Source organism: Hyphomicrobium sp. (assembly GCF_036262015.1).
Lineage (GTDB): Bacteria > Pseudomonadota > Alphaproteobacteria > Rhizobiales > Hyphomicrobiaceae > Hyphomicrobium_C.
In genome coordinates this window covers 545,393-569,994 of sequence record NZ_DATAJR010000008.1, presented here as the reverse complement: position 1 = coordinate 569,994, position 24,602 = coordinate 545,393, and the positions used below count along the sequence as shown (strand labels likewise).

The 24,602-nt window shown below is 61.5% G+C and carries 26 protein-coding genes and 1 tRNA gene; 6 read left to right on the top strand and 21 right to left on the bottom strand.

Annotated elements, in window-relative coordinates; translation table 11 throughout:
- Window positions 1-181: 181 nt before the first annotated feature.
- Together VHO05_RS11420 and guaA are read right to left on the bottom strand one after the other, a co-directional pair.
- The gene (locus VHO05_RS11420) at window positions 182-685 is read right to left on the bottom strand and encodes a YcjF family protein (protein ID WP_329646705.1); all 504 of its coding nucleotides are present in this window, start codon (window positions 683-685) and stop codon (window positions 182-184) included.
- A 187-nt stretch (window positions 686-872) separates the two neighbouring features.
- A complete protein-coding gene (guaA, locus tag VHO05_RS11415; protein ID WP_329646704.1) occupies window positions 873-2,432 on the bottom strand; it encodes a glutamine-hydrolyzing GMP synthase in 1,560 nt (519 codons plus the stop codon).
- Between the two features lie 382 nt (window positions 2,433-2,814).
- Between guaA and VHO05_RS11410 the strand changes: the two genes are divergently transcribed.
- Both VHO05_RS11410 and VHO05_RS11405 read left to right on the top strand, forming a co-directional pair.
- Entirely contained in the window at window positions 2,815-3,738 is a 924-nt protein-coding gene (locus VHO05_RS11410; protein ID WP_329646703.1) for a leucyl/phenylalanyl-tRNA--protein transferase, read from the top strand.
- Between the two features lie 124 nt (window positions 3,739-3,862).
- The gene (locus VHO05_RS11405; protein WP_329646702.1) at window positions 3,863-4,852 is read left to right on the top strand and encodes a leucyl/phenylalanyl-tRNA--protein transferase; all 990 of its coding nucleotides are present in this window, start codon (window positions 3,863-3,865) and stop codon (window positions 4,850-4,852) included.
- On the opposite strand, the gene VHO05_RS11400 is transcribed toward VHO05_RS11405, so the two are convergent.
- The 5 genes from VHO05_RS11400 to guaB form a co-directional block, all read right to left on the bottom strand.
- Window positions 4,849-5,307 (bottom strand): TspO/MBR family protein, encoded by a 459-nt coding sequence (locus VHO05_RS11400; protein ID WP_329646701.1) that lies wholly within the window; start codon window positions 5,305-5,307, stop codon window positions 4,849-4,851. The genes VHO05_RS11405 and VHO05_RS11400 overlap by 4 nt on opposite strands.
- A 3-nt stretch (window positions 5,308-5,310) precedes the next feature.
- The gene (locus VHO05_RS11395; RefSeq protein ID WP_329646700.1) at window positions 5,311-7,248 is read right to left on the bottom strand and encodes a methyltransferase domain-containing protein; all 1,938 of its coding nucleotides are present in this window, start codon (window positions 7,246-7,248) and stop codon (window positions 5,311-5,313) included.
- Between the two features lie 207 nt (window positions 7,249-7,455).
- Window positions 7,456-8,751, bottom strand: a complete 1,296-nt coding sequence (locus tag VHO05_RS11390) for an RsmB/NOP family class I SAM-dependent RNA methyltransferase (protein WP_329646699.1) — start codon at window positions 8,749-8,751, stop codon at window positions 7,456-7,458.
- A 30-nt stretch (window positions 8,752-8,781) separates the two neighbouring features.
- Complete coding sequence (locus VHO05_RS11385) at window positions 8,782-9,216, bottom strand: MAPEG family protein (RefSeq protein ID WP_329646698.1); 435 nt, start codon at window positions 9,214-9,216, stop codon at window positions 8,782-8,784.
- 29 nt (window positions 9,217-9,245) lie between these two features.
- Complete coding sequence (guaB, locus tag VHO05_RS11380; RefSeq protein WP_329646697.1) at window positions 9,246-10,745, bottom strand: IMP dehydrogenase; 1,500 nt, start codon at window positions 10,743-10,745, stop codon at window positions 9,246-9,248.
- 300 nt (window positions 10,746-11,045) lie between these two features.
- On the opposite strand from guaB, the gene pqqA reads away from it, so the two are divergent.
- Entirely contained in the window at window positions 11,046-11,135 is a 90-nt protein-coding gene (pqqA, locus tag VHO05_RS11375) for a pyrroloquinoline quinone precursor peptide PqqA (protein WP_020084408.1), read from the top strand.
- A 108-nt stretch (window positions 11,136-11,243) separates the two neighbouring features.
- Here the strand turns inward: pqqA and VHO05_RS11370 are convergent, their stop codons facing one another.
- Both VHO05_RS11370 and VHO05_RS11365 read right to left on the bottom strand, forming a co-directional pair.
- A complete protein-coding gene (locus tag VHO05_RS11370) occupies window positions 11,244-11,981 on the bottom strand; it encodes an RlmE family RNA methyltransferase (RefSeq protein WP_329646696.1) in 738 nt (245 codons plus the stop codon).
- Between the two features lie 9 nt (window positions 11,982-11,990).
- Window positions 11,991-12,944, bottom strand: a complete 954-nt coding sequence (locus tag VHO05_RS11365; protein WP_329646695.1) for a Ppx/GppA phosphatase family protein — start codon at window positions 12,942-12,944, stop codon at window positions 11,991-11,993.
- A gap of 420 nt (window positions 12,945-13,364) precedes the next feature.
- Between VHO05_RS11365 and VHO05_RS11360 the strand changes: the two genes are divergently transcribed.
- Both VHO05_RS11360 and VHO05_RS11355 read left to right on the top strand, forming a co-directional pair.
- Window positions 13,365-14,195 carry a M15 family metallopeptidase gene (locus VHO05_RS11360; protein ID WP_329646694.1) on the top strand — a complete coding sequence of 277 codons (831 nt, stop codon included), beginning with the start codon at window positions 13,365-13,367 and terminating at the stop codon, window positions 14,193-14,195.
- Between the two features lie 152 nt (window positions 14,196-14,347).
- Window positions 14,348-14,421, top strand: a tRNA-Gln gene (locus VHO05_RS11355).
- Between the two features lie 454 nt (window positions 14,422-14,875).
- Here VHO05_RS11355 and VHO05_RS11350 read toward each other — a convergent pair.
- The 12 genes from VHO05_RS11350 to VHO05_RS20245 form a co-directional block, all read right to left on the bottom strand.
- Window positions 14,876-15,187, bottom strand: a complete 312-nt coding sequence (locus VHO05_RS11350) for a hypothetical protein (RefSeq protein ID WP_329646693.1) — start codon at window positions 15,185-15,187, stop codon at window positions 14,876-14,878.
- 44 nt (window positions 15,188-15,231) lie between these two features.
- Entirely contained in the window at window positions 15,232-16,041 is an 810-nt protein-coding gene (locus VHO05_RS11345; RefSeq protein ID WP_329646692.1) for a quinoprotein dehydrogenase-associated SoxYZ-like carrier, read from the bottom strand.
- A gap of 14 nt (window positions 16,042-16,055) precedes the next feature.
- Window positions 16,056-16,484 carry a cytochrome c-550 PedF gene (gene pedF, locus VHO05_RS11340; protein ID WP_329646691.1) on the bottom strand — a complete coding sequence of 143 codons (429 nt, stop codon included), beginning with the start codon at window positions 16,482-16,484 and terminating at the stop codon, window positions 16,056-16,058.
- A 16-nt stretch (window positions 16,485-16,500) separates the two neighbouring features.
- Window positions 16,501-16,941 carry a hypothetical protein gene (locus VHO05_RS11335; protein ID WP_329646690.1) on the bottom strand — a complete coding sequence of 147 codons (441 nt, stop codon included), beginning with the start codon at window positions 16,939-16,941 and terminating at the stop codon, window positions 16,501-16,503.
- Entirely contained in the window at window positions 16,938-17,615 is a 678-nt protein-coding gene (locus VHO05_RS11330) for a pentapeptide repeat-containing protein (protein ID WP_329646689.1), read from the bottom strand. Before VHO05_RS11330 ends, VHO05_RS11335 begins: the two co-directional genes overlap by 4 nt.
- A gap of 104 nt (window positions 17,616-17,719) precedes the next feature.
- The gene (locus VHO05_RS11325; protein ID WP_329646688.1) at window positions 17,720-19,627 is read right to left on the bottom strand and encodes a methanol/ethanol family PQQ-dependent dehydrogenase; all 1,908 of its coding nucleotides are present in this window, start codon (window positions 19,625-19,627) and stop codon (window positions 17,720-17,722) included.
- Between the two features lie 413 nt (window positions 19,628-20,040).
- The gene (locus VHO05_RS11320; RefSeq protein ID WP_329646687.1) at window positions 20,041-20,934 is read right to left on the bottom strand and encodes an MBL fold metallo-hydrolase; all 894 of its coding nucleotides are present in this window, start codon (window positions 20,932-20,934) and stop codon (window positions 20,041-20,043) included.
- A 16-nt stretch (window positions 20,935-20,950) separates the two neighbouring features.
- On the bottom strand, window positions 20,951-21,403 hold the full coding sequence (locus tag VHO05_RS11315; protein WP_329646686.1) for a YeeE/YedE family protein: 453 nt from the start codon (window positions 21,401-21,403) through the stop codon (window positions 20,951-20,953).
- Window positions 21,403-21,834, bottom strand: coding sequence for a YeeE/YedE family protein (locus tag VHO05_RS11310; RefSeq protein ID WP_329646685.1), 432 nt, complete (start codon window positions 21,832-21,834; stop codon window positions 21,403-21,405). Before VHO05_RS11310 ends, VHO05_RS11315 begins: the two co-directional genes overlap by 1 nt.
- 169 nt (window positions 21,835-22,003) lie before the next feature.
- Entirely contained in the window at window positions 22,004-22,669 is a 666-nt protein-coding gene (locus VHO05_RS11305) for a Crp/Fnr family transcriptional regulator (protein ID WP_329646684.1), read from the bottom strand.
- A gap of 283 nt (window positions 22,670-22,952) precedes the next feature.
- A complete protein-coding gene (locus tag VHO05_RS20250; protein ID WP_414653751.1) occupies window positions 22,953-23,402 on the bottom strand; it encodes a host attachment protein in 450 nt (149 codons plus the stop codon).
- A 192-nt stretch (window positions 23,403-23,594) separates the two neighbouring features.
- Window positions 23,595-23,900, bottom strand: coding sequence for a c-type cytochrome (locus VHO05_RS20245; protein ID WP_414653775.1), 306 nt, complete (start codon window positions 23,898-23,900; stop codon window positions 23,595-23,597).
- A 199-nt stretch (window positions 23,901-24,099) separates the two neighbouring features.
- Between VHO05_RS20245 and VHO05_RS11295 the strand changes: the two genes are divergently transcribed.
- On the top strand, window positions 24,100-24,522 hold the full coding sequence (locus VHO05_RS11295; protein ID WP_329646682.1) for a cyclic nucleotide-binding/CBS domain-containing protein: 423 nt from the start codon (window positions 24,100-24,102) through the stop codon (window positions 24,520-24,522).
- Window positions 24,523-24,602: the final 80 nt, after the last annotated feature.

Genomic DNA, 24,602 nt, shown 5'->3' with positions numbered 1-24,602 from the left:
GCGACCTCGCGCGCTGCAGATGGTGCAGCATCGAAGCGAACCGTCTCCGATTCGCACAAACGGCGCTAGAGCCGCGCCGCTTCGCGAAAAGCCTAACTATCGTTTATTCAAAGGAAAACGAGACGAGCAACCGCCGGCCTCCACGCCCGACCGGACGGAGAGGTCAGCCGAGTTCCGATCCTTAGGCCGAAGCCGCAACCGGCTCCTTGTTTTCCGAAGTCGCCGCCGCAGCGGCCATCTCGGCATCCGAGCCGGCCTTGACCTTGTTGAACTCGGCCTCGAAGTAGGCCCGCATCTTCTGCGGATCGAAATCCAGAAGCGTCCCGCCAGCCTCAAAGTGCTGCACGAACACCCGGCCAACGGCGACAGTGGACGCCAGCGCCAGCGCGGGTAGTACGATCGTTCCAGCAATCTGCCCGAGAACAGGCACCGTCTTCAGCGCGGAAACGGTTCCAGCACCAACCGCGACCGGCAACGCGGCGCCAACGAGCGCACCGACAGAAGCACGGACCAGATCCTCAGAGAACTCCCGCCCATAAAGCGTGGACAGAGCCCGCACCATCTTGATCTGCGTGCCTGTGATCGCCGCCATATCAACGATGGGTAGCGGAATGAGGCCGAACCCGGCCGACCAATAGGAATAGCGGCGAACGATCCCATTCGCCTTCTCGATGCGCTCCGACATGTGGACCTCCTGGCGTTTCGCGTGATGCACGAGGAAACGCCCACCTGCGGACGACCACCGTCGAGAGCCCCGCTCTCTCGAATCACCCGAAAAGATCCCACACGAACAACAACCTGTCCACAGGTCGCAGGGTTCTTGCTACCGTATGCGGAAGTTTAGATCGGGCGTCGTAGCTTCGAAGCCTATCCTATTCCCACTCGATCGTGCCGGGAGGCTTCGAGGTCACGTCGTAGACGACGCGATTGATACCGCGCACCTCGTTGATGATTCGCGTGGCCGCGCGGCCGAGGAACCCCATGTCGAAGGGATAGAAATCGGCCGTCATGCCGTCGACCGATGTGACCGCCCGCAGCGCCAGGACGTGGTCGTAAGTCCGCCCGTCGCCCATCACGCCCACCGTGCGCACGGGCAGCAGCACCGCGAACGCCTGCCAGATCGCGTCGTAGAGTCCAGCTTTGCGAATTTCGTCGAGATAGATCGCGTCCGCCTTGCGCAGGATGTCGAGCTTCTCCTCCGTAATCTCGCCCGGGACGCGGATCGCCAGCCCCGGACCGGGGAATGGATGCCGCCCCACGAACGCATCCGGCAAGCCAAGCTCGCGCCCCAGAGCACGCACCTCGTCCTTGAACAGCTCACGCAACGGTTCGACGAGCTTCATGTTCATGCGCTCGGGCAGGCCGCCGACGTTGTGATGCGACTTGATCGTGACCGAAGGTCCGCCGCTGAACGACACGCTTTCGATGACGTCCGGATAGAGCGTGCCCTGTGCGAGAAAGTCTGCGCCGCCGATCTTCGCCGCCTCGGCCTCGAACACGTCGATGAAGTGCTTGCCGATGATCTTGCGTTTCGTCTCAGGATCGGAAACGCCCGCGAGCGCGCCGAGGAACAGCTTCGAGGCATCCACGTGCACGAGCGGAATGTTGTAGTGATCGCGGAAGAGCCCCACGACCTGCTCCGCTTCCCCGAGCCGCATCAGCCCGTGATCCACGAACACGCAGGTGAGCTGATCCCCGATGGCTTCGTGGATGAGCACGGCGGCCACGGTACTGTCGACACCGCCCGAAAGCCCACAAATGACGCGCCCCTTGCCGACCTGCGCGCGGATCTTAGCGATCATCTCACGGCGGTAGGCTGCCATCGTCCAATCGGCCTGCAGCCCGGCGATACGGTGCACGAAGTTCGAAAGCAGCTTTGCGCCGTCCGGCGTATGCACCACCTCGGGGTGGAACTGAACGGCATAGAAGCGGCGCGTCTCGTCCGCGACAATCGCGAACGGCGCATTTTCACTCGTTGCCAGCACCGAGAACCCGGCCGGCAACTTCGTGACGCGATCGCCATGGCTCATCCAGACCTGATGGCGCTCGCCGGTCTGCCAGACACCCTCGAACAGCGGGCTCGGCTTTTCGACCGTGAGAACGGCGCGGCCGAACTCGCGATGATGGCCGCTCTCGACTTTCCCGCCAAGTTGCTCGGCCATCGTTTGCTGTCCGTAGCAGATGCCCAGGATCGGGACGCCGGCCTTGAATACGGCTTCCGGTGCGCGCGGACTTCCCGCCTCCGGCACGGATGAAGGACCACCGGAAAGAATGACGGCCTTCGGTGCAAGTTTTTCGAAAGCAGCCGCTGCGTTCTGGAAGGGATGGATCTCGCAGTAGACGCCCGCTTCGCGCACACGCCGCGCGATCAGCTGTGTGACCTGGCTACCGAAATCGATGATCAGGACGGTCGGGGGCAGGCTGGAGGTCATGTGGGTCGGTCACTCCTGGGCAGCCGGGCGCACGCACCGCCCGGTCGGCAAAGAGCGGGTAGACCACTCCGCCGCAAACGCGTCAAGAAGGCGCCGGATCGCATGAGCCTGGATCGTCATGCACACAACACGACGCACAGAACATTGAAAATAATAAGCATTTTTCAAATTACACCGAAGCGGCGGTGCGATCGTCCGCCTCCGATCCATTTTGAAGGGACGCGCCCACCTCCGCACATCTCCAACTGATCAAATGAGTCTTAACCATGACCCGGAATTTGAGCCCCGTTCCGTAGCACCCGGCCACGCGCTCGCGACGCTTTCCTAATACCTAGGGGATAACGCTCGTCCAAGACCGCAGCTCCGGCAATACCGAGAGACCATGCCCGCAGAGACCAATCCCTACCACGAAGCATTCGGACCCAAGTTCCGCCGATGGATATTGGGAACGGCGTACGCTTTGAGGCCTGAGCACGCCCTGGAAGCGCCCGCGCTGCTCTGGAACTGCGCCTGCGACCTCGCGCGAGGCGGCACGGTGCTGCCCGACGCATCGAGAACGTGGTCCACACCCGACACCTTCGCCGGCGTCTGCCGGGACATCACCGCCGAAAGAATGGTCGAGGCCGCTCGCAAAGGCTTCTTCGCCTGGGCGCATTGCGGCCCCCTCAAATGGTGGACGCGCGAAAAGCGCATGGTGCTGTTCTTCAACGAGCACAAGCTCGAGAAGCGTTGCCTGCGCGAAATGAAGAAGAATTCCTACCGGGTCACCTTCGATACAGCGTTCGAAACCGTCGTGCGCGAGTGCGCCGCCCCGCGCAGCTACAATTGGCATTCGTTGACGTGGATCACGCCGAAGATGCAGAAGCTCTACGCGGATCTGCACCGCCTCGGCCACGCGCACTCGTTCGAGATCTGGAACGCAGATGGCGCGCTCGTCGGCGGCGGCTTCGGCATTGCCATCGGACGCGTCTTCCTTTCGGACTCGCTCTTCAGCCGCGAACGCGACGTCTCCAAGATGGTAAGCTCCGCGCTCTACTACCATCTCGCCCAATGGGGCTACGTGCTCTGCGATGGCCGCGATTATACGGCCATGCAGGACGCTATGGGCTATCGTGAGATCCCCCGCGCCGAATATGAAGCGATCCTGGCAGAGCAGGCGCGTGCTGACTTCGATCGCAAGACGTGGACCGCCGAGGCCGACCTCGCCGCAGTTGCACAGTGGGTCTCCGGCAACAAGCCATCTGCTCCAAAGGCGCAGCCATCCTCCAAAACGAAGCTTTCCGACGCGCCGCAAAAGGCAGCGTGACCTCGCGCTTTCCCAACGAATTTACGCGCCGTTAAGCGTGTTTCCACGCACCTGCTCAACTGCACGCTGCTTTAACGGCTCTCCCGATAGCGTTGGAGCGAAACCAACGGGAGAACCGCGAGACATGGATAAGTCGATGGCCGTATCAGTTGTGCGAGCCCTCGCGGTCTCAGCCGGTGCAATGCGATTCATGGGTCCCGCGACGCACGAAAACCTGACAGGCGAGGCTGCACGCCGCGCCGACTTGTTCAGGGAAGGCTGGAACGGATGGGCGCAACGGTGGGTGCTCGGTACCGCCTACGCGCTGAAGCCTCAGTACATCAAATCAGTCGCGCACCTGATCTTGCATTCCACCCTTGACCTGATGCGCGGCGGAACGGTCGTGCCGAACCGCAACCGAACCTTTGCGACACCGGACACCTTCGGCGGCATCTGCCGCGACATGTCAGCTGACACCGTGCTCGAAGCGGCCAAGCAAGGCTTCTTTCCGTGGTGCCATTGCGGTCCGCTGAAGTGGTGGACGCGCGAAAAGCGCATGGTCCTCTTCTTCAAGGACTATCACATCGCTAAGCGCCTCGCGCGCGACATGCGAAAGGCGCCCTACCGCGTTACGTTCGACCAGGCGTTCCCAGAAGTGATTTCCGCGTGCGCGGGACGGCGCAGCTATAACCGCCATTCGCTGACGTGGATCACACCCAAGATCATGCGTCTCTATACAGACCTGTTCGACCAGGGCCACGCGCACTCGTTCGAAGTCTGGGACGCGGACGGCAACCTCGTCGGCGGTGGCTATGGCGTTTCCGTTGGCCGCATCTTCATCACGGAATCCCAGTTCAGCCTCGCCTCGAACACATCGAAGATGGGCTTTGCTGTGCTCAACTATCACCTGGCCAAGTGGGGTTACATCCTCAATGACGGCAAGGACTTCACCCCGACAATCGACTCCATGGGCTTCCGCCATATCCCGCGTGCGGAATACGAAGCCATTCTCGACACTGACGGCGTAATCGGCGAAATGGGTGGCAAGGTTGGCCGCTGGTCGGTCGAGGCCGATCTGGCAACCGTTGCGGACTGGAAGCCGAGCGAAGGCGCGCCCGCGGCCGCCGCCGCTTAAGCGGCCCCGTTCAGCGTCAGGATCGCGAGATTGAGCGCCGTCGCGTAGCCCACCCACACGAGGTAGGGCACGAACAGTAGGCTCGCGATCCGGTTGGACTGCCACGTCAGTCCTATGAAAGCCGCGATCGAAACCAGAAGGGCGACAATATCCACCGCCGCGAGCCCGATCTGATGGTCGCGGAACATGATCACCGACCAAGCGGCGTTGAGCTGCAGTGAGATGGCCCAGACGATCAGCGCGCGGCCGATGCCCTGTTTCTCATAAACCCGCCAGCCAGCGACAGCGATCATGACATAGAGCACCGCCCAGACCGGTGGAAACAATGAGTTCGGCGGCGTCCACGCCGGCTTCACGAGACCCTCGTACCAGGGCCCGGGAAGGTAGGTCATGCCGGTGAGGGCGGCCGCGGCGACGAGAGCGAGAAAGACGGCGAGCGAGAGAATGGACTTCATCGGCTATTGAGCGGCCTCTGTTTGCACCTGCGGCTTGGCGACGATGTTCAGGCGATCGACGGCCGCCTGAAGGATCTGCCCCAGTAGCTCCGAATAGCGCAAACCTTGCCATCCCGCCATGATGTTGAGCTTGCCGTCCCAGCACCAGCCCGGATTGGGGTTGACCTCAAGAAGCTTGATTTCGCCCTTCGCATCGGCCCGGAAGTCGAAGCGGGCGTAATCGCGGCAGCCCAGCCGCTCGAACAGACGCGTCGAATGCTCGACCAGCTGCTGCTGGGCAATCTCGGACAGCGACGCTTCCTGATAGCGGATCTGCGTCCAGTAGGGGCTGTCCGGCTCCCACTTGCTCTCGTACCCAAGGATCTTCGGCAGCTTCGGATCGAGATTGGTGAAATCGACCTCGAGAATTGGCAGCGCGCGAAGCCCATGATCCGGATTGCCGACCAGGGCTACGGAATATTCCGGACCCGTCAGGAACTCCTGCACAAGCACCGAGCGCTTCGGAAACTCGGCGCGCAGCCGCTCGAGATAATCGAGCAGCGCCTTTTCGTTGCGCACCACCGCATCCATGGTGATGCCCTGCGAGCTGTCACCCGTGTTCGGCTTGAGGATCGCCGGGAACACCGACGGCAGCGTCGCGCCCTGATCGCCCGGTCGCACATACGTTTCGAGCGGCACCGGCACGTCGAGCGTCATAGCGACCGCGCGCACGAGCCCTTTGTCGTAGCAGGCGGCAAGAGCCGCCGGCGCGCCGCCCGTGTACGGCAGCCCCAGAGCGTCGAGCATCGCCGGTACGTGCAGCTCTTTGAAGGGGTCGTTGTTGAACCCTTCGTCGCAGAGATTGAAGACGAGCTCCGTGCGCAGATCCGCCAAGTCGCGATCGAGCGTCGCGTGATTGTCGAGGTAGCGGAACTTGTACGGCTTGAGTTCCGCCAGCGCGTCCTTGAGGCGGCGCACCGTGTCGAAGTCTTCATCCTGGAAAGCGCCACCCCGCTTCACCTGATCCGGCAGTCGCGGATCACCGAGCAGCACGGTGACATCGAGAAGCTGCAGCTTGCCGCGCGGCTTGCGCGCCGGAAGCTGGGGCGCATCCGCCGAAAGCAGAAGCCGCCGCGCCATCATTCCGAGATCCTGGTCGCGATCCGAAACGGATTCCGCGTTGCCGTGATGGCGAATGTTGCGGAAGCCGCACCGCTCCAGAAGCTTCGAAATGCTTTCGCGCGTATAGAGCCGCTCGGCATAGAACTGATCAGCGATCACGCCCGTCTCGTCGTGCACAATGACTTCGCGCGAGATGAGCCGCTCGCGATCCGCCGACAACGAGCGCTCCCGGCAAACGAAATGATGCTCGTCAATCCACTCCCACGAGCGGCGCTCGAAGTGGTCCGCCATGTAGGCGCCATCCGTGATGTCGAGCACAAGCTGGCCCGACGGCCGCAACAGCTTGCCGACCGTGGTCAACACCTTCTCGTCGTCCGTCTTATTGGAGAAGTAGCCGAACGAATTGCCCATGATGGCAACACAATCGAAGCTGCTTTCCTGAAGACGCGGGTTGCGTGCGTCGCCTTCCTTGAACACGACCGAGAGCCCTTCGGTCTGTGCACGCTTCTTCGCAAGGCGGATGAGATAACGCGAGCGATCAACGCCGGAGACGTTCTTGAAGCCGCGCCGGGCAAGCTCGATGCAATGCCGTCCCTGCCCGCAGCAGAGATCGAGAATGGCGCTGTGCGGCTGGATGGCCGCCGCCGCAATGATGAAATCCACCTCGCGGCGCGTGTTCTCGTTGTTCTCGACGACATCGCCGTCGGTCTTCACGTAAAGCGCATTGAAAAGTTTCCGCCACCATTCGGCGGGCAAGTGCTGTTCGAGATCCGCAACGGGACCGAGACAGGAGCGCGGCGAGGGACGCTTGGGCTTCTTCGCCTTCGGCACGGTGGCCATGATGGACGACTGTCCTTACGAGCGGTTTGGGCCTGTGTCCGGCAACGCGTGACGCGAGTTATCGTTCAGGCAATATCTGAACTCTCATCGCCACGCCGTTCGGCAGGCGCGCGAAGACGGCTCGTCGCCTTCGCAGCGCGCGCAACTTAGTCAAGGATTGTGACAAAGCAAGCGAGATGTAAGCCGCGTCCACGTCCGCCTTTCGGCCTAGGAAACGCGCTTGAAGGTGGCCACAAAGAACCCGTCCGTCCCGTGCGAAGCGGGCGTGAGGAGGAGGGCTTGATCTGACCCGTCAGCCGACCGAGGCGGCTCTCCCCCCAGGGTCTCGCGCCAGACCTCGCCGAAGGGAACCAGCGAAAAATTGCCGAAGGCGTTGAGAAACCAAGCCACTTGATCGACGTTCTCGTCGGGCAGGATCGAGCAGGTCGCATAGGTCAGCCGCCCGCCGGGCTTGACCAGCCCCGCCGCAGTCGCAAGAACCTCGCGCTGCTCCCCCTGCCGGGTCGCCAGGGCTTCGGGCTTGAGGCGCCATTTGGCATCGGGCTTCCGGCGCCACGTCCCCGACCCGGAACAGGGCGCGTCCACGAACACGATATCGAAGCGGGGCCCCAGCGCCGAAAGCGCGGCGGTATCGCCGCCGTTCAGCACCTGCGCATTGCGCACCCCTGCCCTCTGCAGGCGCTCGAAGATCGGCCGAAGCTGGCTCTTGTCCCGGTCGTACGCATAGATCTGTCCGCTGTTCTGCATGGCGGCCGCCAGCGCCAGTGTCTTGCCCCCGGCGCCGGCACAAAGATCGAGCACCTGTTTCCTCGGACCGGCCCCGGATAGCGCCGCCGCAATCTGGCTGCCCTCGTCCTGAACCTCGAACCAGCCCTTGCCGTGTGAAGCCTCGGCTTCCACGTGTGGGCTCTTCGCCGGACCTCGCGGCGCAGGAACCCGGACACCCAACGGCGCCAACGCAGTGGAAACAGCGCCAAGCGGTGCCAGCGCAGAGAGGACCTTATCCCGCGTTGCCTTGAGCGTGTTGGCGCGCAAATCGATCGGCGCGCGCTCGGCCATCGCCTGCCCTTCCGCAAGCGCACGGTCGCCGAAGGCGCGTGCGAAGGACGGCATCGCCCATTCGGGAATGTCCGCGGCCACATGGGGCGCCACATCCGAGGGCAATCCCTCGACAAGCCGCCGCCGTTCGTCGTCACTCAAAGGCGCAGGCGCATGTTGGCTACCGTCGCAAAGATTAGCGATGTCCTCAGGCGAGAACCCCAGCGCTTTGGGCGCCGCCGCAATAGCCAAAGCGCGCGGCTCCGAGCTGCCCATTTGCGCACCGAGTGACAAGCGCCGCCGCAGCACGTCGTAGACGAGCGTACCGATCGCCGCGCGATCGCCGGAACCAGCGAACCGATGGCGCTTACCCCAGTCCTGAAGGGCTGTGGCAGCCGGTTGGTGGCGCGAGACGATGTCTTCCAGCACCTCGGCCGCGGCTTGGATGCGGGCACCCGGTTTCACTTTGCGAATTCCAATTTAGAGAAGGACGCGTCAGGCGCCCGTCGTGGTGAAGAACAGGATGCGGATCGCAAACAAGACCCACATCACGAACAGGATCAAGGAACCGGCCGCGTACGCATAGAAGCGATAAGGCTGCTGGTTAATTGTCGTGTGGATGTAGGCATGAACGACGCGCACGGCCACGAAAAGCCAAGCCAGGACGAGAAAGATGATGTTCACCTGGCTGGTGATCATCAGGAACGCCACCAGCGCGTAGAACAGGATCGGCACTTCGAGCTGGTGGTGAAAGGCGTTCGAAATCTGCGTCGCACGCGACGGCCAAGCCTGCTGGCGCAGACTGATGTCTTTGAACTGCACCTCGCCACGCTTGATGGCGCCGACGCGTTCCTTGCGCATCCAGCCCTGCAGGAAGAACGTCAGGAGCACCAGAACGAACACAGGGTAGAGAATGGCCGTCTGGGTCATGAACGTTCCTCCCGTCGCTTCCTTTCTAACTACGCAACCCCGGGATAGTTCGGGCTCTCACGCGTAATCAGCACGCCGTGCGGATGGCTCTCACGCATGCTCGCGGGCGAGATGCGCACGAACTTCGCCGTGTTGCGGAGATCCTCGAGCGTCTTGGCACCCGTGTACCCCATACCGGCCCGAAGGCCGCCGACGAGCTGGTTCAGAACCGCATCGACCGGCCCCTTGTACGGCACCTGTCCCTCGATGCCCTCGGGCACGAGCTTCAACTGGTCCTTCACTTCCTGCTGGAAGTAGCGGTCCGCCGAGCCACGAGCCATAGCACCGAGCGAGCCCATGCCGCGGTAAGCCTTGTAGGTGCGTCCCTGGTAGAGATACGTCTCGCCAGGTGCCTCATCGGTACCGGCAAGAAGCGAACCGACCATGACGCAGTCCGCGCCGGCCGCCAGCGCCTTCACGATGTCACCCGAGTAGCGAATGCCGCCGTCGGCAATCACCGGGATGTCGTGCTTGTGCGCTTCGGCGGCGCAATCCATGACCGCCGTGAGCTGGGGCACACCGACACCGGCCACGATACGAGTCGTGCAGATCGACCCTGGACCGATGCCGACCTTGATCGAGTCCGCGCCCGCTTCAATTAGCGCACGCGTGGCATCAGCCGTGGCGACGTTGCCGGCGACGACCTGAACCGAGTTGGACAGCTTCTTGATGCGCGTCACGGCATCGAGAACGCTCCTGGAATGGCCATGCGCCGTATCGACGACGATGAGATCGCAGCCCGCTTCCAGCAGCCGCTCGGTCCGCTCCCATCCGTCGTTGCCGACGGTGGTCGCTGCCGCGACGCGAAGGCGGCCTTCCGGATCCTTGCACGCGTTCGGGTGCTTCTGGGCCTTCTCGATGTCCTTCACCGTGATGAGGCCGATGCAGTGGTAGTCGCCGTCGACGACCAGCAGCTTCTCGATACGGTTCTGATGCAGAAGACGCTTGGCGTCGTCCTGGCTCACGTCGCGCGTGACCGTGATCAGGCGATCCTTGGTCATCAGCTCGGCGACGGGCTGACTGAGGTTAGTCGCGAAACGGACGTCGCGGTTGGTGAGAATACCGACCAACCGGCCCTTGCTCTGGCCCGCCTTGGGAGCCTCCACCACCGGGATGCCCGAGATGGAGTGATGGGCCATCAGCTTCAGCGCCTCGTCGAGCGTTGCGGTGGGCTGGATGGTAACCGGGTTGAGGACGATGCCGGATTCGTACTTCTTGACCGAGGCAGCATGCCGGGCCTGCTCCTCAGGCACGAGATTGCGATGCAACACGCCGACGCCGCCTTCCTGCGCCATGGCGATCGCGAGGCGGCTCTCCGTGACCGTATCCATGGCTGAGGACAGGATCGGAATATTGAGCGAGATGGTCCGAGTGACCCGGCTCGCTACGTTGACTTGGCTGGGCAAAACCTCGGAAGCGGCCGGCACCAGGAGAACATCGTCAAATGTCAGTGCCAGACCCAAATCGCTATCGATTGGGCGTATAGCCATGGCTCTCTCCTTGGGCGGGGTTGACAGACGCGGTCCGCAAAAACGAGGCGAACGGCTCGAATGTCGGATGCCCTATAGCACCGGCCGTTTGTAAGGGGAAGGGACCCCGCCTGCGGCCGAGCAACCCTCCTCCCTCGCCCTAGGGAAACGAACGCGAGTTATTCAGTCATCAGATCCTCTCGCACCTGCACATTAGTTCGCCTAATGGTGAGTATCGAAAAATCAATTAGACCTCGGGCGCTTATCGCGTTAGGAAGACCCGTTCAAAGTGCTCTTGGGCATTTTTAGGAGGAAACGAAAATGAAGATTTGGTCCAAGCCCGCCGTGCGCGAGCAGGAAGTCGGCCTCGAGGTCACCAGCTACCTCCCGGCAGAGATCGACATCATCTAATCGATGATGAAGATTGGCTCGCGCACTGGCGAGCCGTAAGGCACGGCGGTCGAGCAAGCGGCCGCCGTTGCTATTTTGGGGAAGCCCAATCGCCCTGCAACCGCGACGCTACGCGTCGCCCTTGAAGCCGGTCGCCAGCACATAGAGTTCCGCGCTGTCGGAGCGGCTCGCCGGCGGCTTCACATGACGCACTGTTGAAAAGCGCCTCTTTAAGAGATCGAGTAGATCGCGCTCAGTGCCACCCTGGAAAACCTTACAGACAAACGCGCCGCCTGGTGCGAGCACGTCGCAGGCAAAATGCGCGGCGGCTTCCGCCAGCATCATGATTCTCAAATGATCCGTCTTGGCGTGCCCCACCGTGGGCGCCGCCATGTCCGACAGCACGACATCCGCCGCGCCGTCCTTGAGTTTGTCCTTGAGCCAGCCTTCGGCGCTCTCATCCATGAAATCGAGCGTGGCCGATTCGACACCCGCCAACGGCTCCATGTCCAGGATGTCGATCGCGATCACCTGGCCGCTCCCGTTGATCGACTGCACGCGATCGGCCGCGATCTGGCTCCAGCCGCCAGGCGCGGCGCCGAGGTCGATGACGCGGCCGCCCGGCTTGAGGAAGCGATATTTATCGTCGATCTCGATGATCTTATACGCGGCGCGGGACCGGAATCCCGCGCGCTTCGAAGCCGTCACGTATGGGTCGTTGAGCTGACGCTCCAACCACCGCTGTGACGAGGCCGTACGCTTGCGCGCGGTCTTCAGGCGCACGTTGAGGTCACGCTGCCCACCGGCCGTTCCAATCGCACTGCCCGTGCCCTTGCCTCCAGAGCCCCGGCCAGATTTGCCTTTCATCCGCATGCGCTAACCATTTGACCTTTGCCGCCGCCGGCGGCGTCCTGCGCGGTAGACACCATCCTCGCTCATCAGCGTCGCGAGAATACCTTCGCGCAATCCACGATCCGCAACCCGCAACCGATCTGCAGGCCACGTCCGCAAAATGGCTTCAAGGATCGCGCAGCCTGCGAGGACAAGATCCGCTCTCTCATGGCCGATGCACGGCTCCGCGACCCGCTCCTCATAGGAGCGCTCAAGAAGCGCGTACGTGACCGACTGGATCTCGTTCATTGCGAGCCAGCAGCCGTCAACGCGCGCCCTGTCGTACCGCTTGAGCCCAAGGTGAATGCCCGCGACTGTCGTGACTGTTCCGGACGTCCCAAGGAGATGAACATTGCCGCCGTCGGTGAGCGCCCGAAACCCATGCAGGGATTCCCACGGTCTCACCAACGAACCGACGTGCGCCACCATCTCCTCGAAACTCTCAGGCGTGACGTGATGGCCGCCGAAGCGTTCTGCAAGCGTGACCACCCCGACGGGAAGAGATGTCCACGCGCGGATCTGCGGCTTCGTACCCGGACCTTTCCCGTGCCCGGAGCTCGCGCCGTTCTTCTTGGTCAGGTCGAGCCAAATGAGCTCCGACGAGCCGCCCCCGATATCGAATACCAGCACGTAGTCAGCACGGTAGTCGATGAGCGACGCGCACCCAGAGACGGCAAGTCCCGCCTCAGTTTCCCGGTCCAGAACCTCGATCTTGAGCCCAACTTCGCTTTCGACACGCCGAAGGAAATCGCGCCCATTGCTCGCGATGCGGCACGCCTCGGTCGCGACGCAGCGCGCGCGGTCCACTTCGTTGCGAGCCAGTTTCGTGGCGCATACTCGAAGCGCATCGATCGTCCGGCGCATGGCGGCATCGGAAAGCCGACCAGTCTGCGAGACACCTTCGCCGAGGCGAATGATACGCGAAAATGCATCTACCACCCGGAATCCGCGCCGCGAGGGGCGGGCAAGCAACAATCGGCAGTTGTTGGTTCCGAGATCGAGCGCACCGTAAACTTGGCCGCGATCAAAGTTGGTTAGCGATTGCTGAAAAGGAGGATTCGACTCCGCTTGCCCAGTTTGGGCGCGCCTCTGATCGGGCGCGGGAGCGCCGACGCGCTCATCATCCGTCATTTCTGACACGTTTCATCCCCAGCGCCTGGTTCCGGGAACCGGAATGAGCCGGGTCTCCCTCTCGTCAGGCCAATATCTGGCTGCATCTGGAGCGAAGTGTAGCAGCTGAGCGCCAGGGGTAAAGCAAAAGCGCGCGTAAGGTGTACGGCGCGAACAAATACCGAGCGTGACACGAGATTGGGGATCGTGTCTGATCGTCGGACACTGGCCAAGCTCCGATCCATACGCATGACCCGCAAATTTCCAAACCGTTTGCTACGCGCGCTCGTGACGGTGCTTTCCTTATTTGCCTTTACATTGAGCACGCACGCGGCCGAGCCAAACCACCTGACCGCAGCCTATCCGGAATCGTTGGAGCGCATCGACGGCAACTGGCTCGTTTGGCGTGACGGGACACGCATGGTGCTCGATGATGGCAAAGGCCCGAAGTCGTTCACCGCCTGGCTCGACGACCCGGACATCAAGGACATGCTGCTCCTGCCCTATCCGGCTGGTATCGGGCCTGCTGAGCCTCCGCCTGAAAGCGATCCGGGCCGCGCTCGGAATAAGGACTTTTTCGACAAGATGTACGGCGACTGTCGCAAAGGCGAGGTGAAGCCGAAGCTGGTGGCAATTCGTTGGCTCCCCAAGAAAGCCAATCAGCAACTCCTCGTCACCGCCGTGAACGGCGTGGCGAAACGCCTCGAAGCTATCTCGGACGAACTCGATCGATTACCGCGAGAATTCGATAAGTATCTTGCGCCGGCCGGCGGTACGTACAATTGCCGTCTCATCGCCGGTACCGACCGGGTTTCCGCGCACGGCTACGGCATCGCCATCGACATCGCCGTAAGCCCCAGCGACTACTGGCGGTGGGGCGGCGGCGCATCGGGCCGCAAGTCACACCCGATTGCCTACCGCAACCGGATCCCTCTTGAGATCGTCCACATCTTCGAGCGCCACGGCTTCATCTGGGGCGGACGCTGGTATCACTACGACACGATGCACTTCGAATACCGTCCCGAGTTGCTGCCGCCCATGGTGCCCCACGAAGCCCAGGCGCCTGGCCCGGAAAAATAGTGCAGCGGGATCGAGCGATCGCCGTCTTGCACACCCGTAGGCGAGCTGTTATACGGCCCCTTCTCGGTGCGCCCGATCCGTGCCGCGTCAGGTCCTATCCCACTGACGCACAAAGCAACGGACGATCCAAAGGCCCGCCGCGATCCCGGCTTTGGGGGATCGTCTAATGGTAGGACTGCAGACTCTGACTCTGCCTGTCTAGGTTCGAATCCTAGTCCCCCAGCCAACAACCCTATTGAAATTGCACCGTTCCCGAGACTTTGGCTCGCGCCCAAATAACCCTGTCATTTCCGCAGCTTATCTGACCTCACATCGCATCAGCCGCTACCAGAGACCCAGAACGCGGCCCTTCGGTACAAGATCTCGCACCGTGTCTCAGGAGGCCACTTTCGAGACGGCGGAATATGGATTTTTAGTCAGGGCTCAGCACTGCGTCAGGCGACAAACCCCAGGTACATCCGCTGCTCGGCCCAATCGACCGGCGGCCCATGCGACAAAACTTGCTCCAGCACACAAACTCCGTGGACAACTAGTTCGCCGCCTGAACTCGGTGACCGTGCGTTCGAACACACCGTGGCCAAGGCCAAGGTTGTCGGTCTGGTTGAGACGCCGAGAAAGGACTAGACCTGCCCCTCGGCGTCCGTGGCCGCAGCACCTCGCGCAGCGCGCAGCAATTGCACTCAGCCGCCGTTGGGGCGCAGGAGCTCTAAGCTTTTGAACGCGGCTGGTGGCGTTTCAATTTTGCAGGAGCGGTCATCGGCAGGATCGGTGCACGTCACGATGATGCCATGCGGATATGAGGCGACGTCCCGGCATTCGACCCTGAAGCGACGCCAAACTTTCCGGCCCGCGTCGATCCGCTCGAGCTTCTGCGTGCCACAAGATGTTCCGAGATAAATCAGCCGCAGGACCATGTAGTCATGGATCTCGGCGGCAGCAGATTGCAGGGGCAGAAGAGAGAAGACGCAGCTGACATGTGCAAGCCCGCTCATCCGGCGATGGCGGCTTGCGAAGGCTCGAGACAGAGCGCCCCGCCTCATTGGCTCTGTGCCCGGAACTTTCGACTTTTGGTGTCTCGCGCAACAAGCGTCAGCGCGGGCGGATCCTGCTTCGCGAAGGCAAGTCGGAAATTTGGATCCTCGGAGATCGCAATCCCGCTCTCGATGGTGACAAGATGCTCTGTCCCGACCGCAACCTCAATCCTGTCGACGAACTCGGCTGGCGTATAGGTATTGGTCTTCGTGTCGATCTGCATGCCGGAAAAATTGGGATGGCGGATCTGCACCTGAGCTTCGTGCCACAAGTTTCCTCGGGTCGGATCCGCCTCCACCATGAGGCGGATTTTACCTAGGCCTCGCATTGCCTCGTCCATGTCCTTGAGCGAACTCGAAGTGCAGCCTCCAGCGCCGGCAACGAATTGGCTCGCCTCGTAGAGTGCCCCGTCCGCGGTCTCAAGAACTGCGCGGACGCGGCTCATGTTTTCCAGGCGGACTCTCGCTTCCAGTGAACGATCCCCAACGTCTCCGCCTGTCCGGTAAAGGTCGCCGAAATGAAAGACGGCCGCCACTGGCGCCGGATTCTGGTCGACGACAAGAAACAGTCGGCGCGCATTGAGAACACGCTCAGCACCGATGAAGACGCGCACCGGAACCAGGGCAGCGTCCTCGGCGCGCTTGGGAGCGAAAATTTTGACCGAGCTGTCCTCCACGATCTTACGCGACGCGAACAGGCTTTGCCGGATCTCGCTCCACGGATCCTCCTCCGCCCGGGCGTCGGCCGGGACAAATCCGATCACGGCGCAGAATGCGAAAGATGCGGCGACAATTCGGAGAAGCTTGGCCAGCACAGCTGCACACTCTGCTATTCGGGCTGTGCGTCGATGTAGGTGCGGATCGCCCAGATCGCTTCCTGGTTGAGAAGCCCTTCGAACGGCGGCATCTTCTGACGCCCGCCGACGGTTGCGCCCTGCAGCACGCGCGAGATAAACCACGCGTCCTCGGTCTCACCTTCGCCAAGCTCGCGAAGGTCCGGAGCCATTCCGCCGGATTTCGCCTCAAGACCATGGCAGCGTGCACAGTTCGAGTTATATCCGCGCGAGCCGATCTCAATGGCAATGTCCCGCTTCTTGGAATCGTTGCGGTATGGGTTGGTCGCGAGCCATTCCTCTCCGAGAGCTTCGAGCCCCGTGGTATCGACGGGCTGAGGCGCGCCATCCCCGTGACTCAACGCGCCGCTGATCGGAAGCAGAGGAATGAGAAGGAGAGCGAGGAAAGCCTTACGGTAGAGCATTGCGGGAGGGCCTTGTCTAATTTGTGGATTGGGTTGCGTCGGGCTCCAGCCAGATACGCCAGGACTCGCTGCCGTTGACGTCGAGAAAGTAGGTGCCGGGCTGTTCGATGCGGTAGGTCGCTTCTCCGCCACCACCGAGATGCAGGTTCTGGATCACGGATCCGTCGGCGGACTTGAGATAGAGGACGAAGATCGCACCGTCGCTCTGGTAGCGAAGACGGATGGGGCGATCGACATGGAAGCTATCGGTCGTCTTGCTGAGACGGCCGGAGAAATTTGGCGGAACGAGCTTGCGGACCTCGCGGTCGTAGCAGGCAAGGCGCGCGTCGTTCTCCACGATCGAAAGACAGGATTGTGCCCCGGCCTGCTGCGCTGCTGCGCCAACGGAAATGCCCGCCCCGGCAAAAGCGACGACGAATACGCTTCCAATCGAAGTGCGCTCAATCAGAACGCTCATTGCGCCGACGACTCCGTCGAAGTCCCATATTCATCCCACACCTTCTCGCTCGTCTGCCAGTTGACGGGGCATCCCTTGCATCCGTCCATGAAGGCATCCTGGAAGATGGCAAAGCGGATCTTCACGCCCTCGAAGAGCGCGTTGGACAGATTCGCTTCGTAGAACTTTGTTTCCTGGGCATCGGTGTTGACGAACTTGGCGCCAACGAAGGTCGTGCCCTTCGCCATCGCTTTCTCGAGAGTTGCGGCGGAGAGATCCGCGTTCGAGAGATCGGCCTTGCTCATCCGAACGAACGAGAGGTCGGCTCCCTTTAGGGATGCGCCTGGCATCTTCGCGGCCTGCATGAAGGCAATCGTGAGCCTTGCTCCATCGAGATTCGCGCCGGTCAGGTCCGCGCCTTGCAGGTTGGCGTGGCGCAAGTCAGCGCGTGCGAGCAAGGCGCCTTTGAGGCTCGCGCCCTGGAGGTTCGCGTCCTTCAAGTCGGCGTGACGCAGGTCCGCTCCATCGCAGACGGTTTTGGGAGCAATCGTGCAGCCGTTTACGATCCAAGGATCCGGCCGCTCCTCTTCGTTCACGATGACTGGGTAGTCCTGCGCATCAACCGCTAGCGGAAATGCATGAAGCGTTGCGACGAGCACGAGCGCGGTGAAACCGCATTTTACAGCAGTGGTCATGGGGCAGGCCTCTAGAGACGCATGGGCAGCCGGCTTCGCGTGGCCGAGGCCGGCTGCCCGGAGGTCAAGCGGAAGGAAAGGAGGACCACCCGCTCGAGGTTCGACTAGTCGTTCTGCGCCGTTGTACGCGGCACCTCGAACACCCAGAACGAGCCGCCCTGGCTCACCTGCTTGGTCTGGTCGGCCATGTCGCCGCCCCACAGAGGCACCGCTCCGCCGTAGCCGGATGCCAGGCCGATGTACTGCTTGCCATCCATTTCCCAGGTCACAGGTTGCGAGACGACGCCGGAGCCGGTCTGGAACTTCCACAGTTCCTTGCCGTCCTTTGCATCGAACGCTTTCACGTAGCCATCGCTGGTGCCGGTGAGGACAAAGCCGCCCTTAGTAGCCAGCACACCCGACCACAATGGCATCGCTTCCTTGTGTTCCCAGACGACCTTGCCATTGGTCGGATCCATCGCTCGCAGCACGCCCACATGGGTGTCGAACTGGCGCTTGATGCGGAAGCCCTGACCCAGATACGCTGCGCCCTTCTTGTAGCTGACGTTCTCGGTCCAGTAGTCCTCCTTCCAGTCGTTGGTCGGGATGTAGAACAGCTTGGTGTCCTGGCTGTAGGCCATCGGCATCCAGTTCGTGCCGCCAAGGAAGTTCGGCGTCACCTGAATGACCTTACCCTTGGTCTCGCCCGCGGCCGGAGCCGGCGGACGTTGGCCCTCGACCTCGTTCGGACGACCGGAAGCCAGATCCCAGCCCTTCGCCCAAGAGATGTCAGGCACCATGGGATAGATGCCGAGAGCGCTGCCGGCCTGCTTCGAGATCTTGCCGTCGCGCGCGGTCAGCTTGTCGAGATCGGTGATGAAGAGGAAGCCGTTGCGGTCGGCGTGAGCGCCGGCGCGGATTGTCTTGCCGTCCTTCTCCATCTCGAACAGCGTGATCGGGTTGTTGCCCGAATAGTCCCACGCATCGTTCGGTGTGTGCTGGAAGAAGCCGACCGGCTCACCTGTCGACGGCTCGATGTAGACCTGACCCGACGTGTAGAGGCTGTCGTAGGGCTTCCAGTCACCGTTCGGACCAGAGCGATAGTGATAGTTCCACGGTGCGGGGTTGCCCGTACCGATGACGATGGTGTTGGTCTTCTCGTCGTAGGTCGCGGACTGCCAGGGCGCACCGCCGCCTTGGTTCCATGCCTCGACCTTCTTGCCGTCCTTGCCGTTCGGCCACGACGGGGCCTTGGCATCACCCGTCGTCGTAGACTCCTTGCCGTTCAAACGGCCCATGTGCCCCTCGACGAGCGGGCGCATCCAGATCTCTTCGCCCGTATCGGGGTCGCGGGCATAGAGGCGGCCGACGACGCCGAACTCGTCACCCGACGACCCGTGGATCAACAGAACCTTGCCGGTCTTCTGGTCCTTGATGATGTTCGGTGCGCCGGTCATCGTGTAGCCGGCAGTGTGGTCTTCGAACTTCTTGCTCCACACCACCTTGCCGGTCTTGCGGTCGAGCGCGACGATGCCCGCATCGAGCGTGCCCATGTAAAACTTGTCGCCGTAGAGAGCGCCGCCGCGGTTCACGACGTCGCAGCACGGACGGATATCGTCCGGAAGACGATGCGCATAGGACCAGAGCTTTTTGCCGGTCTTGGCATCGAGCGCAAAGGCACGCGAGTAGGATGCCGTGACGTAGATCACGCCGTCATGGACGAGCGCCTGCGTCTCCTGCCCGCGCTGCTTCTCGTCGCCGAACGAGAACGACCAAGCGGGCTTCATCTGGCCAATGTTGTTGGCGTTGATCTGCTCGAGTTCGCTGTAGCGATGGTTGCGAACACCCATGCCCCAGTTCACAACGTCGCCCGTGGTCTTCTCATCGTTGAGGATGTCTTCCCAAGTGACTGCCTTTGCACCCGCAGTCTCGGCATGAGACGCACAGGTAGTTCCGAAAGCAGCAATCGCGATAGTCGAAGCGGCCGCAAAAAGGCGCGCGTTGACGCCCCGAAGGGGGTGTCTACGTTGCATGGCGTTTCTCCCAAATCGATTTAACGAGGCGATACTTTTTGCCGCCCCTGCGCGAGGAATTCAGTTTTTTAATTTGAGCGTCCATTCGCCTTTTGGCCAACGTCGTCCATTTTTCGCTGGCACTTAGACCATTGTATAGTATGGACTTTCCGTAAACTCCCTTGTTGCCCTCGAATAGTTCCCGAGGCGCTACGAGCAATACATGCAATCGGAGGTTATTTTTTTCCGCTCGCGGGAAAACGCGCGTGTCCGGCTCTCTGCTGAGGACGCGAACCTATCCAGCAACGCCGCGCGAGGCGACGCACGCTCCGACGGTGGCAACGACCAAAGAAAAGATTCGCGAACGAGCGATCTTACTAGCCGCAAGTCTTGAAGCGGCGAGGTGCCCCGCGCTTGTCGCGGCTACCGAAGGGCTAGAACTCGTTGATCGGCACCTTGAGATGCCGCTTGCCCTGCTCGTCCGGCTCCGGGAGATTGCCGCCCCGCATGTTCACTTGAATAGACGGAATGATGAGTTTCGGCAGATCGAGTGTTGCGTCGCGCGCGGTTCGCATCTTGACGAACTCCTCCTCGCTCACCCCATCGCGAACGTGGATGTTGTGCGCCCGCTCCTCGGCAACTGTCGTCTCCCATTTGATGTCGCGGCCGCCAGGGCCGTAGTCATGACACATGAAGAGGCGGGTTTCGGGAGGCAGCGCGAGCACGCGCTTGATCGAGCGGAAGAGCGCATGCGCATCACCGCCGGGGAAATCCGCACGTGCCGTACCGCCGTCTGGCATGAAAAGCGTGTCGCCGACGAACGCAGCATCGCCGATGACGTGCGTCATGCACGCCGGAGTGTGTCCCGGTGTCAGCATCACGAACGCCGTCAGGCCGCCAATCTGATAGGTGTCGCCATCCTTGAACAGGCGGTCGAACTGGCTTCCGTCGCGCTGAAATTCAGTCCCTTCATTGAAGACCTTGCCGAATACGTCTTGCACGATCTTGATGTTCTCGCCGATGCCGAGCTTTCCACCGACCTTGCCTTGGATGTAAGGCGCCGCTGACAGGTGGTCGGCATGGGCATGCGTCTCGATCAACCACACGACTCTGAGCCCACGCGCTTCGACAAAGGCGATGAGCTTGTCAGCGGACTCGTAGCTGATGCGGCCGCCCGCGTAGTCGAGATCCATCACGCTGTCGATGATGGCGCAGGCATTCGAATTCGGATCCTTGACGATGTAGCTCACCGTATTGGTGGATGGATCGAAGAAGGCCGTTACCTCGGGCTTGACCGAGAGATCAACAGGATGGGGAATGACACCCATAGGCTGCTCCTGCTTTTTATGAATTGGCGGAAACCGCTGGTTTTTGTGCCGCAACCGCGCTCTGAGACACGAGCCAGCGTCCAGCGGCCATTCCAGCGAGCATGGCCAGCACGAACCAAAAGGCAGGCTCGGCACTGACCGACAGCGCGGCCACCGCCGGTCCTGGACAGAAGCCCACCAAACCCCAACCAATGCCGAAGATCGCTGCGCCCGCCACCAAACGGCGATCGATCTTGCCCACCGGAGGGATTTGAAAAGTCCCGGCGAAAAGCGGTTTCCCACGAGCGAACGCCATGCGGTATCCAACTCCCGTGACGATGACCGCAGACGCCATCGTGATGGCAAGGCTCGGATCCCAATCCCCCGCAACGTCGAGGAAGCTCTGAACCTTGGCGGGATCAATGAGACCCGATACGCACAAGCCGAGACCAAACAATAGTCCGGAAACGAATGTGGCGATCACCTGCATCATTGCCCTCCAAGCACATGGCGGACGACGAACACTGTAATCATGCCCGCGCCCACGAACACGGGAGTCGCAATCAGTGAGCGCGACGATAGGCGCGCGGTGCCGCACACGCCATGCCCACTGGTACAGCCGCCGCCGAGAACGGCACCCAGGCCAACCAGAAAGCCCGCAACCAAAAGCACCGAAAGACTGGACGAGACAGCGATGTTGACGGAATGACCGATCCCAACGCTGTAAAGAACAGGTGCCAAAATGAGGCCGGTCACGAACGCGAGCCGGACGACGGTCTGCCGATCCTCATAGGGAGGCAGCAGACGTGAGACGAACCCACTGACGCCGGCGATACGACCTGTTGCGACCATGAGGAGCACGGCGGCTAGGCCGATCAATGCACCACCGACAGCGGCGGAATAAGGGGTGAAGGTGCTCATTCAATCTCCTCGGTTCAGAAAGACATCCAAAACTCTTGGGCCCATCATTAGGGGTGCAACCGGCAGCAGTCTGTGACCTAGTCACAGACAAAACCCCAAGATATTGGCGCAGCGGTGCGTCCGGAGAAAGCCCTTACGCACGAGATCCAGACAGCCGCTGAAAGGCCTTTCAGGGGGCGGAAGCGAGCTTCCTGAGACCATCGGCATTCAGAACGTCGATCGCTCCGCGCGAAGTGGCGATCCAGCCGCGCCGCTGGAACTCGTTGAGCTGGCGGCTGATCACCTCGCGGGCCGTACCGAGCTCCGCGGCCAACGCCTGATGCGTCAGCTCGATATGCCGAGCGTCACCTCCGAGTTGGAGCAACCGCTGTGCGAGACGCACGTCGACGCGTGCGAACGCGACATCCTCAATGACGCGTAAGAGGTTTGTGATTCGCACGCTGAATGCCGTGAAAACGAAGCGCCGGAACGTGGCCGATGTTGCAATCAGCTCATCGAAGGTCGCGCGTGGGATGGCGACCGCGTCCACATCCGTCTCCGCTATGCCTTCCGCTTGGTATTCTTCGTAGCCCATGAGGCAAGCCGTCGTGAGCGCGCAGCTCTCGCCAGCCGACACACGGTAGAGCACGATTTCGCGGCCGGTTTCCGAGACCTGCTGCACGCGAACCGTGCCTTGCAGCAGGAGAAGATACGCTTCCGGTGCATGCCCAGGACCGAAGATCCGCGTGCCTGCGCTCAGATGAACGACGTTGCTCGTCTCAATCAACGGCTTTGCAACGTCCGGCTCGAGCTTCCGAAGCCCAGGAAATGAAGAAATCCAATCTGCGCTGGCCATTGACCTCAACTCTCTCCACGCATCAGAACAACATAACATTTGCACCTATTCGCATAGGCGTCTCCGATCCGTCTCGAAGAACACGAGGCACTTGATGCATATCAAATGCCTCCCGGCCGAAGACCGCTATCCAATCTGGGATGGCACCGCCTCCCATTTCCCCGGTGCCGTTGAAACTTGGAACTTCCGAGCTCCTTTTGGCAGTCCCGACGCCTCCAGTTGGGACTGCTTTTTTTTGCGATGCACAGAAGCAGTCGCACCGATCCCTAAGATGGATCGAACACTAGGCCGCGCGCGCATCTTTCAGACGCCGAGCAATTTCGGCAACTGGAGCAGATGCCAGATCGAGTACGAATTCGTGCTCGACCCGACACTTCACATCGTCAGCAAGCGCCCGACGAAGATCACCCATCATTTGAGCGGGTACGATCAGGATCAGCTTGTCAAAAGCCCCCTTCTCGCAAGCTGCATGGAGCTTGGCAGCAAGGTCTTTGGCGAATTCTTTCTTTTCCAGCCGGCGCGGGTCAGACCTGGGCTCGATAGCGTGGCGGCCCTGCCCCACAGAATCAAACGTGCGCGGAAGCCCACCCCGCACAATTTCACTCGTCTTCGCAATCGGATGACTCAAATCGAATCCCTCGACGAGCGAAAGGTCCGTGTGACGGCCCAACTGCTCGAGAACTCGCGCGCGTCCAGCATCGGCGACGAGAATCCATGTCCGCTTAAGGGTCATCGCTACCTCCGTGCAAACTGCCTTCCACAAGTTCGGTCAACCTTCGTCGGAGCCCTATCAGCGCCGAAGCTCGCCACGCCCGATCGCAAGGCGCTGAACCTCGCGTGTCCGACACGCTTTGAAGAGACATATGGGTTGGATAAGCATCACTTGGCAGACAGGGCTTGGTTACGGATTTGCCGACACGCCCTGCTACTCGCCTGATAGATACGCTGCGATGGCAGAGATCTCTTCGGAAGTGAATTGGATCTGAGGCATGCCACGATGTTTAGAGCCTATGCCCTCAGCCAGCTCAAACTCAAGCCGATCAGTCGGGTAGGAGCGCAAGACGACCCAAAGATTGGGCGCCGTCTTGAGAGAGCTGGGTGCATCGGCCACAATGGCGTGGCATCGAGCGCAGTTCTTTTCGAGCAAAGCTCTACCGGCCTGGCCGGTTGCACCGCCGGCCGCCGGCCACAACAAAAAAAGCGTCAGGAAGACAAGCCGAGCGCTCGACATCATGCCTCCAAAAACAACGCCTTACCGCATATTGAATAGCATACCACGATGAGGAACAAGGGTCCCTGATCCAAATCAAGGCAGCCTGCCACCTAGCCCTGCTTGATGGAAAACTGAGGCTGGCATCGCCGGGGTCACATCCGAAAGACGCCGCCGATTGGATCCAAGGGATCAGACGCTACAAACAAGGAGCGCGAACATGATCAATCGCAGGCTCAGCTACATCATAAAAGACCAGAACCCCGTCCTCCTGCCGGCAACAGAAATCGTCCAGAACGCCTGCAAGGTCATGCAGGAACGGCATGTCGGTTCGGTCCTTGTCGTTGATGAGCACCAGAAGCTGGTCGGCATTTTCACGGGACGGGACGCCATAAGGCTTTTGGCTAAAAACGCCAACGCCGGTCAAATCGCCCTGGAAAAGGCGATGACGCGCGAGCCTGTTACGATCTCATCCGAGCACAAAGCCATCGACGCTCTCCGGGCAATGAGCGATGGCGGCTTTCGGCATGTCCCCATCGTTGACCGCGGCCGGATTTGGGGAGTCGTTTCCCGTGCCGACTTCAAGGGCATCGAGATCGACCGCCTTGACGAAGAGGAAGCCTTGGCGGAGCGCATCCGCTGAATTCGGCGAACGATCAAGCGATCGCTGCGATCCCAGGACAGCACGGACGGCAAGCCACAACAAGTCGACGGATGCTGCTC